Origin of the sequence: Photobacterium makurazakiensis, from assembly GCF_050336715.1 — a bacterium.
GTDB classification, from domain to species: Bacteria; Pseudomonadota; Gammaproteobacteria; order Enterobacterales; family Vibrionaceae; genus Photobacterium; species Photobacterium makurazakiensis.
Genome location: NZ_JAKJSJ010000106.1, coordinates 1 through 10,505, shown reverse-complemented (window position 1 = coordinate 10,505; position 10,505 = coordinate 1). Strand labels below are relative to the sequence as shown.

Annotated in this window: 8 protein-coding genes; 6 read left to right on the top strand and 2 right to left on the bottom strand. The window is 42.1% G+C overall.

Annotated features, from left to right (window positions below):
- Positions 1-61 precede the first annotated feature (61 nt).
- The 5 genes from L4D09_RS27975 (at position 62) to L4D09_RS27955 (ending at position 5,949) form a co-directional block, all read left to right on the top strand.
- Positions 62-409: a DUF3802 family protein gene (locus L4D09_RS27975; protein WP_428460818.1), complete on the top strand. Its 348-nt coding sequence runs from the start codon at positions 62-64 to the stop codon at positions 407-409.
- 200 nt (positions 410-609) lie between these two features.
- Positions 610-2,649, top strand: a complete 2,040-nt coding sequence (locus tag L4D09_RS27970) for a methyl-accepting chemotaxis protein (RefSeq protein WP_428460817.1) — start codon at positions 610-612, stop codon at positions 2,647-2,649.
- A gap of 89 nt (positions 2,650-2,738) precedes the next feature.
- Positions 2,739-3,458, top strand: a complete 720-nt coding sequence (locus tag L4D09_RS27965) for a tRNA-uridine aminocarboxypropyltransferase (protein WP_428460816.1) — start codon at positions 2,739-2,741, stop codon at positions 3,456-3,458.
- A 188-nt stretch (positions 3,459-3,646) separates the two neighbouring features.
- Entirely contained in the window at positions 3,647-4,558 is a 912-nt protein-coding gene (nagK, locus tag L4D09_RS27960; protein ID WP_428460815.1) for an N-acetylglucosamine kinase, read from the top strand.
- Positions 4,559-4,698: 140 nt separating this feature from the next.
- Positions 4,699-5,949, top strand: a complete 1,251-nt coding sequence (locus L4D09_RS27955) for a DEAD/DEAH box helicase (protein ID WP_428460814.1) — start codon at positions 4,699-4,701, stop codon at positions 5,947-5,949.
- A gap of 108 nt (positions 5,950-6,057) precedes the next feature.
- On the opposite strand, the gene L4D09_RS27950 is transcribed toward L4D09_RS27955, so the two are convergent.
- Positions 6,058-7,137, bottom strand: a complete 1,080-nt coding sequence (locus L4D09_RS27950; RefSeq protein WP_428460813.1) for a ketoacyl-ACP synthase III — start codon at positions 7,135-7,137, stop codon at positions 6,058-6,060.
- Positions 7,138-7,306: 169 nt separating this feature from the next.
- Between L4D09_RS27950 and L4D09_RS27945 the strand changes: the two genes are divergently transcribed.
- The gene (locus tag L4D09_RS27945; RefSeq protein WP_428460812.1) at positions 7,307-8,287 is read left to right on the top strand and encodes a Gfo/Idh/MocA family protein; all 981 of its coding nucleotides are present in this window, start codon (positions 7,307-7,309) and stop codon (positions 8,285-8,287) included.
- 83 nt (positions 8,288-8,370) lie between these two features.
- On the opposite strand, the gene L4D09_RS27940 is transcribed toward L4D09_RS27945, so the two are convergent.
- Positions 8,371-9,741: an SLC13 family permease gene (locus L4D09_RS27940; RefSeq protein WP_428460811.1), complete on the bottom strand. Its 1,371-nt coding sequence runs from the start codon at positions 9,739-9,741 to the stop codon at positions 8,371-8,373.
- Positions 9,742-10,505: the final 764 nt, after the last annotated feature.

Here is a 10,505-nt window from a genome sequence, read left to right as displayed (position 1 = left end):
GTTTATATCAATTAGGTATAAATACAAGATTATTGTTTTTTTCACATTGAGTTAAAGAATTATGGTTGTAGAGTCTGAAGGTTATCACGCGCTGATCGAATATTTTACCGAACACTTATCACTGTTTGAAAGAGCAGAAAGTGAAGGTTGCCAAGAGACAGTGGAAGATGTAGTTACCGATATGATTGCGACGAATTTAATGACAGTTTTTTCTCAGAATCCGGATTTAGAGTCTGACTTTCGCTTTAAATTGATGCAAGAAGCAGATGCAGTCATGGCTGATCTTACTGAAGTACTTGCAGGAGCTTGGACACGCTGCCCAACAAATGAACAGGTTGTTTTTTTAGAAGATTATGTTGGCTTAGTGAAAAACCTTTTCGATAGCGCTATTAGTAAGGAAGTCCAATAAATAGCTATACGGTGGGCTGAAACAGAATAGAAAGTGGAGAATTCCCAGCTTTGAAAGCGTTAATTTACTTTATTTCTCCATTTTATAAATAAAAGACCTCTTGAAACCTTTTTGTCATATTTCCTTAGTATTTTACCCTTGAACTTATAATACGAATTTTTATTAAGCGCCCTGTACTTAATAAACTTCAAGGGATAAACATGGAAGTATCTTCTAAGAGTCGGTCGAAATTGTCGATTGTTACCTCTATTCAAATTGTCTTTCTACTACTGGTCACAATGGGTGGGTTGCTATCGTATTTTGGTAGCAATGGCTTAAATAACGTATCAAAAGAGTTTGAAACGTTAAGTCAGCAAGCATTACCCGTCACCATGAATAATGCTGTCATAGTAAAAGGTTCGTTGTTATCGGCTCAGCAACTGTTAGAGGTGATTAACAGTGCATCTGTTGAACAGCTAGAAACAGCATTTAATGGGTTTAAAAGTGAACAAGAAACTGTGCTGCAAGCACTTGTTGAATTAAGGGCTCTAGCGGATAACTATGCAATTAGTTGGCTTAAAAACGATGTAACTCTATTATCTGAGCAGTTAAGTAGCATCGATATGGTCGCTGGCGACCTGTATTCCCTGCAGCAGCAAATACTATTGAACCAAACGACGGTGAATAACGATAAAGCGATGATGAACTATGCGGTGTCATCTGTTCGCGCCGAGATGACTCGCTTAGGCACTGAAACATTCAATGGTGTGCCCGATGGCCTTAATCATGTAACCAATTTTGTAAACCACTCACTGGAAATGGCCAGCCATCTAATGGCGTTGTTGCTCGAAACAGATGTAACGAAGGCGAAAAGCTATGTACGCAGCTTACGTGGGACTAATTTGTCTGGTATGAACTATGCGTGGCGCGAAATGAATCGTATTGACAGCTCAATTAGCGATTACAGCAGTGTGACTGTGCCTTTCCAAATGGTCGGGGAGTTGTTTGAAGAGGGAAAAATCGTTGATTTACACCTAACAACATTAGGTTTAATGCAAACACAGTCGTTGAAAGTAACGGAAGCTCAAACACAAATATCTTTGATTATGGATCAGCTTGATACGCTGACTCGTGGTGCGGATAGCATGATCAGTCAGGGAGAAGTGGGTGTAACGAACGCGACAGAAAATGCGATAACGCTGTTCGTTATGTTGAGTGTTGCTGGCCTTGCAGTAGGTATTGTATCCAGCGTTTGGGTTAGTCAAACTGTTAAGCGTGCGCTGTCTAAAATTGATCGTGTCGTAAAGGCAACAAGCCGGGGCGATTTGACAGTTAGAGCGACACAAAATGCACCAAAGGAGTTTGCTGTGTTAGGTGCATTATTGAATCAATCGAACAGCAACAATAGCGATACGATAGGGCGGTTGGTTAATAATAGCCAAAGCTTGAATATTGCAGCTGAAAGTAGCCAAAAAGCGGCTTCACAATCACGAATTGCACTAAAAGAACAAAGTGACGAATTAACAACAATCGCAGCGGCTATCTCGCAACTTGAGATGTCGATTAAAGACATTGTGAGTAGCACTGGTGAGTCAGAGTTAGAAGCACAACGCGCCAATCAGCTAGCACATCAAGGTGTTGAAGTGATTGAGCGCAGTACTTCAGGCTTACGTTCGTTAGATCAACAGTTTGCGGTAAATGAAGAGCGAATGGTTGAACTTGATAACCATGTCAACAAAATTTCAGAAGTGGTTGAGCTGATCAGCTCGATTGCCGATAACACTAACTTATTAGCGTTGAATGCGGCCATTGAAGCTGCTCGCGCGGGTGATCAAGGGCGTGGTTTTGCCGTTGTCGCTGACGAAGTTAGAAAGTTAGCCAGTGAAACAAATCAGCAAACGGAATCTATTCGTAAAACAATTGCTGAACTTCACCATGCTGCGAGAGAAGCGAATACTGCGATGGCTGTCAGTCGAAAAGAAATGACCTCATCGATTGAGCTTAGCGGTGAGGTACAGATTTCAATTGACCAAATCCAAACCATTATTTCCAGTATCAGTGATAAAATTATGACGATTGCCGCAGCAACACAGCAGCAAGAGAATGCGTCTGTTGATGTTGGGCGTAGCGTGGAGCAGGTTTCGCACCAAGCCCAAACGAATAGCCAGCAACTTAAAACACTGGTGAAAGAAGCAAGTGCAGTGGCAAAGATTGCCCATCACCAACAAGATTTATTATCGAAGTATCAGCTTTCCTCATAAAAATTAAACCGCATTAACGTATTTAATGATTGCAACCTACTTAGACGCCAGTAAAATGCTGGCGTTTTTTGTTTTTAGGTAAAGCTGCTATGCGTATCCATGCTGTCCATAAGTTATATGATGAACGCCTTGCTCGTTCGACCCGCCCTTTTAGAGCGCGAGGTTGTAAAGTTGAACGATGCTTATACTGCATGCTGCGTGTGCACCTTTGTATTTGTGAGAACAAACCGCAGATAGAATCAAATGCGGCGTTTTTGTTAGTGATGTATGACGATGAAGTACTAAAGCCAAGTAATACTGGTCGTTTAATTGCAGACTTATTCGATGAAACGTACGCGTATATTTGGTCTCGTACAGAGCCTAACCCTGCGATGCTCGCATTATTGGAAGACCCACAATGGCAGCCGTATGTTGTATTCCCTGCGGAGTATGCTGAACCTGAACGCGTTGCTGACAAGATTACTATTGAGTCTAACAAGAAACCATTGTTTATCATGCTTGATGGTAGCTGGGCAGAAGCTAAGAAAATTTTCCGTAAAAGCCCATACTTAAATCAGTTTCCTGTGTTGTCAATAAACCCTGAAAAGCCATCTCGTTATAAAGTACGTGAAGCATCGAAAGAAAACCAACTGGGTACTGCCGAGGTTGCCGCACGAATTATTGATTTGTTTGGTGAGCAGAACAATGCCGATGTACTTGATCTGTGGTTTGACGTATTCCGTGAAAACTATATGACGGGTAAGCTTAATCGTGTTCTGCCGGATGATTCAGCATTAAAGCAATTGAAGAGCTATATGGCGAATTATTAAGCACAAGAAAGAAATAAAACAACAGCTAGCGCGTATTTTTTGCAATTAGTTGATGTTTCTTTCAGCAAGTGCGACGCCATGTCGATTAAAACTCGGCTAAATCAGCGACCTGTCACAGTTTGTAGGTGTAGTTGTGTGGATAATTTTTTCAGTTTTGTTTTTTTTACAAATTTATCGGAGAGTGCAGGATGTACTACGGCTTTGATGTAGGTGGAACCAAAATTGAGTTTGGTGCGTTTAACGAGAAACTCGAACGTGTAGCCACGGAGCGCGTGCCAACCCCGACAGATAACTATGATCTGTTGGTTGAGACTATCGCGAGTCTGGTTAATAAATACGATACAGAGTTTAGCTGCGAAGGCACTATCGGTTTAGGTCTACCTGGTATGGAAGATGCCGATGATGGTACTGTTCTGACTGTCAACGTGCCTTCAGCAAAAGGTAAGCCACTTCGTAAAGATCTTGAAGCTAAAATTGGCCGTACAGTGAGAATTGAAAATGATGCCAACTGCTTTGCCCTTTCTGAAGCTTGGGACGAAGAGCTGCAAGGTGAGCCTTCAGTACTAGGTTTGATCTTGGGTACCGGTTTCGGTGGTGGTTTTATCTACGAAGGTAAAGTTTTCTCTGGCCGTAACCATGTTGCGGGTGAAGTCGGCCATACTCGTCTTCCTCTCGATGCTTGGTTCCATTTAGGTGATAATGCACCGCTACTAGGCTGTGGCTGTGATAAGAAGGGCTGCCTAGATAGTTACTTGTCTGGCCGTGGTTTTGAGTTGCTCTATGCGCATTACTTTGGTGAAGAGAAGAAAGCCATTGAGATTATTAAAGCGCATGCGGAAGGTGAAGCAAAAGCGGTAGAGCACGTTGAACGCTTTATGGAACTACTTGCCATCTGTTTTGCAAACCTATTCACTGCCACTGACCCACATGTAGTGGCACTTGGTGGTGGTTTATCGAACTTCGAACTTATTTACGAAGAAATGCCAAAGCGCATTCCTAAGTACCTATTGTCTGTTGCTAAGTGTCCGAAGATTATTAAAGCCAAACATGGTGATTCAGGCGGCGTTCGTGGCGCTGCCTTCTTAAATATTCCTCAGTAACAACGTATTCAGCCGATTTCCTAAAGAAGCACCGCCTACTAGGCAGTGCTTTTTTTTATTTTTATAAAGCTATAAACCATAGTAATCAGGGTAAAGTTTGCTAGAATCCGTGCTCGTTAAAAATTAAGCCGGAATTATTCATGTCCTTCCTTTCATTAGGCCTTCAAAGCCAACTTGTCGATACCGTAACGTCGTTAGGTTTCGATACACCAACACCTGTTCAGCAACAAGCTATTCCTGAAGTACTGGCTGGACATGATGTTTTGGCCGGCGCACAAACGGGTACGGGGAAAACAGCTGCATTTGGTTTACCTTTAATCGATCGCTTATTGGCATCGGCTAGTCACTCCGAGCATAAAAAGAAACAGGTTAAAGCGCTTATTCTTACACCGACTCGTGAACTTGCTCAACAAGTATTCGATAGCATCAGTGCGTATGCAAAAGATGTTGATATCAAAACCGCTGTTGCTTATGGCGGCACCAGCATGAAAGTGCAGGTAAAAGCCATCGAATCGGGTGTTGATATTTTAGTGGCAACACCTGGGCGCTTATTAGATCACGCCCATGTTGGTACCGTTGATTTAAGCCAAGTCAGTTATTTGGTGCTTGATGAAGCCGACCGTATGCTAGACATGGGCTTTATTGATGACATCAAACGCATCATGCGTCGGATGAAGACGGAGCGACAAACACTGTTCTTTTCCGCCACCTTTGGTAAGCAAGTTAAAAAACTGGCATATGATATTCTGACGGACCCCAAACTTATTGAGGTGACACCTGCAAATACAGCAGCAGTCACGGTTGAGCAGATGGTTTTCCCTGTTGATAAGCATCGAAAATCAGAGCTGTTAGCATACCTGATTGGATCGCGTAACTGGCAGCAGGTTTTAGTTTTTACTAAAACGAAGCAAGGCTCAGATGAGCTTGCAAAAGAGCTGGGTAAAGACGGCATTAAAGCCGCCTCAATCAATGGTGATAAAAGTCAGGGCGCACGACAACGTGCATTAGATGATTTTAAATCGGGTAAAGTGCGCGTTTTAGTGGCAACCGATGTCGCCGCTCGCGGGATTGATATCGAGCAATTAGAATATGTTGTTAACTTCGATATGCCATTTAAGGCTGAAGATTATGTTCACAGAGTTGGTCGTACCGGCCGAGCAGGGCTAACGGGCAACGCAATTTCATTGGTCAGTATCGATGAAGAGTGGGCATTAAAAGCGGTGGAAGAATTACTTGATACTCGACTACCTCAGCAATGGCTAGAAGGTTATGAACCGGATCCAACAATCAAGCCGCCAGATAATCGTCCTCGAGGTCGGTCAGCAGAAAAGCGTCGAGCGAAAAATAAGCATAAAATTCATAAGAATCGTGGTCGTAACGTAAAACGCTAGAAGCCAGAATAAGATAAAAATGGAAAACACCCAGTTTGCTTTTTACAAAGTAAACTGGGTGTTTTTTTAGTATTCGACCAAAAAGTAACTAGCAAGTGCGGTATAACACTATCGCTTTGTCTTTACGCAATGCTCGATTGCAGAGCTAAGAAGCTCAGTGGCAGTATGCTCACAGGCTGGAAGCTCTGCATCAGTTTCGTTGATTGGTGTGACACGAGAGCCCCACTGAATAACACCAGCCCCCCAAGTTAACCCCGCACCAAATGCAGCTGAAAGTATTGTACCGTTGGGTTTGATTTTACCTTCTTCAACAGCCTCACAAAGGGCAATAGGTACAGTGGCAGCAGACGTATTACCGTACTTGTGAATATTGATAAATGCTTTTTCCAATGGAATACCAGCATGATCACAAAGTGCTTCAATAATCCGTTGGTTAGCCTGATGGGGTATTACTACGTCAATATCATCTTCAGTTAGCTTTGCACGTTGTAAAACAATCTTGGCGGCGGTTCCCATACCACGGACAGCTCGCCGGAATATTTCTCGCCCGACGAAATGAAAGGCAAAAAATCCCGCATCAGGGCTGAAGCGATCCATCCCTATGCCAAAATCTGGAATGGCGAGCACATCTCGGCCTTCGGAATCGCAGCCTAATTGAGCATCCAGTAGACCTGATTGCTCTGTACTGCGGCTTAGAATAACCGCGCCAGCACCATCACCAAATAACACGGCAGTATCACGTTGACTCCAATCTAAATACCAAGATAAACGTTCAGCCCCAACGACTAGCACATGTTGATAGTTCCCTGCCTGAATCATTCTTGTTGCTGTTTCAAGCCCATAAAGAAACCCTGTACATGCAGCATTCATATCAAATGCCGCAGCTTTTTTAGCGCCAAGTTCTTGCTGAACTTTTGAAGCAATATTCGGTACTAATGTATCGGGAGAGCAGGTCGCAATAATGATTAGATCAAGATCTGCAGCGTCTAAACCTGCGGCAGCAAGTGCGCGTTTGCCAGCAACCGTTGCAAGATCAGATGTATTAACATGACTGATGCGACGAGAGTGGATACCTGTTCGACTTTGTATCCAGTCATCAGATGTATCGACAAACTCGCTGAGTTCTTGGTTACTTAGCTCGGCAGGAGGGAGGCACTTACCCCACCCAGTGATCTCTGYATAATACATAATGGCATCTCTTATGATTGGTAATAATGTGCTTGTTTTTATTGATTTAACTTATCGCTAAGTAATTATAAATACAACAAATTTACAACATTTCAGCTCATAATCATCTGGGAATGCGACATGTAGTATTGGTATAATTTGATCAAATAGAATGAATAGGGAAGAGAGAATGATTCGTTTCGGTGTAATTGGTACAAACTGGATCACTGATCAATATATTCAAGCAGCATTATCAACGGGCAAGTATGTCTTGAGCGCGGTCTATTCCCGTAGCCTAGAAAAAGCGCAAGATTTTGCGACTAAATATAATGACGTAGCCTGTTTTGATTCGCTTGATGAGATGGCAAGCAGTGATTTGATTGACGCTGTGTACATTGCCAGCCCTAATTCCTTGCATGCTCCTCAGGCGATGAAGTTTCTTAAGCAGAAAAAACATGTCATTGGTGAAAAGCCGTTAGCGTCAAATATTGCAGAAGTACAAGACCTTGTTTCTGAAGCGCAATTTCAAAACGTTGTCTTATTTGAAGCGATGAAAGCTGTATACACACCAAACTTTAATGCGCTAAAAACAGCATTGGCAAAGGTTGGAAAAATACGAAAAGTTTACTTTTCTTACTGTCAGTACTCATCACGTTATCAAAAATATCTAGAGGGAGAAAAGCCGAACACGTTTAACCCTGAGTTTTCTAATGGTTCGTTGATGGATATAGGCATTTACCCACTAAGTGCGGCTATTGCCTTGTTTGGTGAACCCAACAGTATGACGGCGCAGGGGACGCTACTTGAATCCGGCGTTGATGCTCACGGAACACTGGTTCTTCATTATCAAGGGTTTGATGTCACTATTGCACACTCAAAGGTAAGTGATGGTGTTATTCCAAGCGAAATACAAGGTGAACAAGGAACGCTAGCTATTCACTTTATATCCGAGTGCCATGGTATTAACCTACATCGCCGTGGGGAGCCGACTGTTGAGCTGACCGTGCCACAAGATGAAAATGCAATGCGGTATGAAGCTGAAGAGTTTGCTCAGTTAATCGAAGAGAATGACATAGAGCATGTTGCATTAGTTCGAAGCCAAATTGTCAGTAGCATTATAACTCAAGCAAGAGAAATGATTGGTGTACGATACCCAGCAGACTTACTGTAACGTAAAATAAAAAAGGTGGTCATAACTGACCACCTAAAAGTGTTACATAAAGCTTTTTATTCTTGCGGGGGGATCTTTGTGTATTACCAGAATAAGTAAGCAAAAGCAGAGAGTGCACCAATACATGCGATGTTTAGGTAAATACCCACTTTCATCATATCTGACTGCTTAATATGCCCAGAACCAAACACAATCGCATTCGGTGGTGTTGCAACAGGAAGCATGAATGCACATGATGCCGCGACAGCAATTAGCGCAGAAAGAATAATTGGCGAAACACCAAGAGCTTCAGCGACAGTTGCAAATACCGGGACTAACAATGCAGCACTTGCCGTATTACTTGCAAACTCGGTTAAAAACACAACAAAAGCAGCAACAACCAAAATAGTAAAGAATAGGCCAGCTTGTTCTAAGAAGCCGCTTAAGCTGTGTGCAAGGAAAACGCTTGTGCCAGTAGCTTTTAAGACGTTACTTAGACAGATACCGCCACCAAAAAGAAGTAATACACCCCAGTCAGCAGATTTCTCGATATCTTTCCAATCGACAACACGAGATGCACCCAGCATGACAATAGCCGATAAGGCAACCAGCGTATCGAAGCTGCTGAAACCGCCTAAGAGAGCATTAATTGGTTTGCTGAAGATCCACAGTACAACAGTAATTGCAAAAATAACTAAGGTCGCTAACTTTGCATTGTTCCACTCTACAGGTTTGTGGTCGAGCTCGAAGGTATGCTTAAGGTTTGGCTTCAGCATGAAGTAAAGTAAGGCAACAGTGATTGGCAATAGAATCATTGAGATAGGTAAGCCAAACTCCATCCACTCAGTAAAACTTAAGCCAACTTCTGCTGCGGCAATGGCGTTAGGTGGGCTACCGACAACGGTTGCAATACCACCAATACTTGCGCAGTAAGCGATACCAAGAAGCACAAACACATAGGTGCCTCGTTCACTCTTTGCATTAACTTTGTTTAATACACCTAACACTAACGGAAGCATCATTGCGGTTGTTGCGGTATTACTGATCCACATTGATAAGAATGCAGTTACACCAAATAACATGAATACAGCGACAGACATTCGCCCTTTTGCAATGAGCAGTACTTTGTCTGCGATTGCCTTATCAAGCTCTTGTTTATGAAGTGCCGCTGCAAGTGCAAACCCACCAAGGAACAAGAAAATAATGGGGTTGGCAAAATTACTTAATGCCTGAGGCGTTTGGAATATACCAAAACCAACCGCGATGATAGGTACAAGAATCGCAGTAATACTTACGTGCAATGCTTCTGTTAGCCATAATACAGCCACAAAAGTTAAAATACTTAAACCAATAACGACATCTTTCTCAAAGGGTAAGGTGTTTAAAAGAAGGGTAAATAAGGCGATGTCTGCCAACAGAATGATGCTGTTGCGGTCAAACAGCCACTTTTTCAGTGTCATGGTTAAGGCCGTCATATGCTTTCCTTTAGCTAGATTATAGTTATGAAGTGCAACTACGTGCACTTGTTAGGCATGAGGTTATGTTACCAATTGTGCTGAATTTGTTAATCTTAAACTGATCGAATGTTGCTCTGTTGGCGGAGGGATAATAGTATTTGTGAGCTTGCAATGTGCTAATGTGTGGAAATGTACCCATTAAAAAAAACCATATCTTCCAGTAAACAATAACCTAGCAGTTTTGCAGGTACAGTTTTGAAAATAGAGAGCCTGCCATGGTATCTATTCATTAATAAGAAGCTAGTTTGTGTGTGACTTGTATCTTATAGGTTGCAATCGAAGTATAAATAAGTGATGTGCATCACATTGTTTATATGATGGTAATTAAAGTGATTTTTAGATAACTGCGCAATAGGTATCATAATTATTAGAAGGAAATAATAATAGATTGATAGGCTAGGGAATTATGAGTGCTAAAAAGCAGCTGACACGTAAACGGATGCAAAGTGAAGCTCAAACCCACATGCGCAGTGTTCGAAGTAAATTTATAAAATCATTCACTTCTTCTGATTCGACAAAAGTCTAGAGTTTTTTCTAGGTTGTTGAAGATTCGGGCTCATGTGACAAAGGCCATTGTGTAATACAATGGCCTTTGTGATTTTATCTCTTTATTTAATGTTCAGAAATTAATGTTCAGGAGGACCTTCTAATTCAATATTGTCATTTGGAATAGGTTCTTTGGGGCCTAAGAACTTTGGCTGCATATCTAATACATATAAATC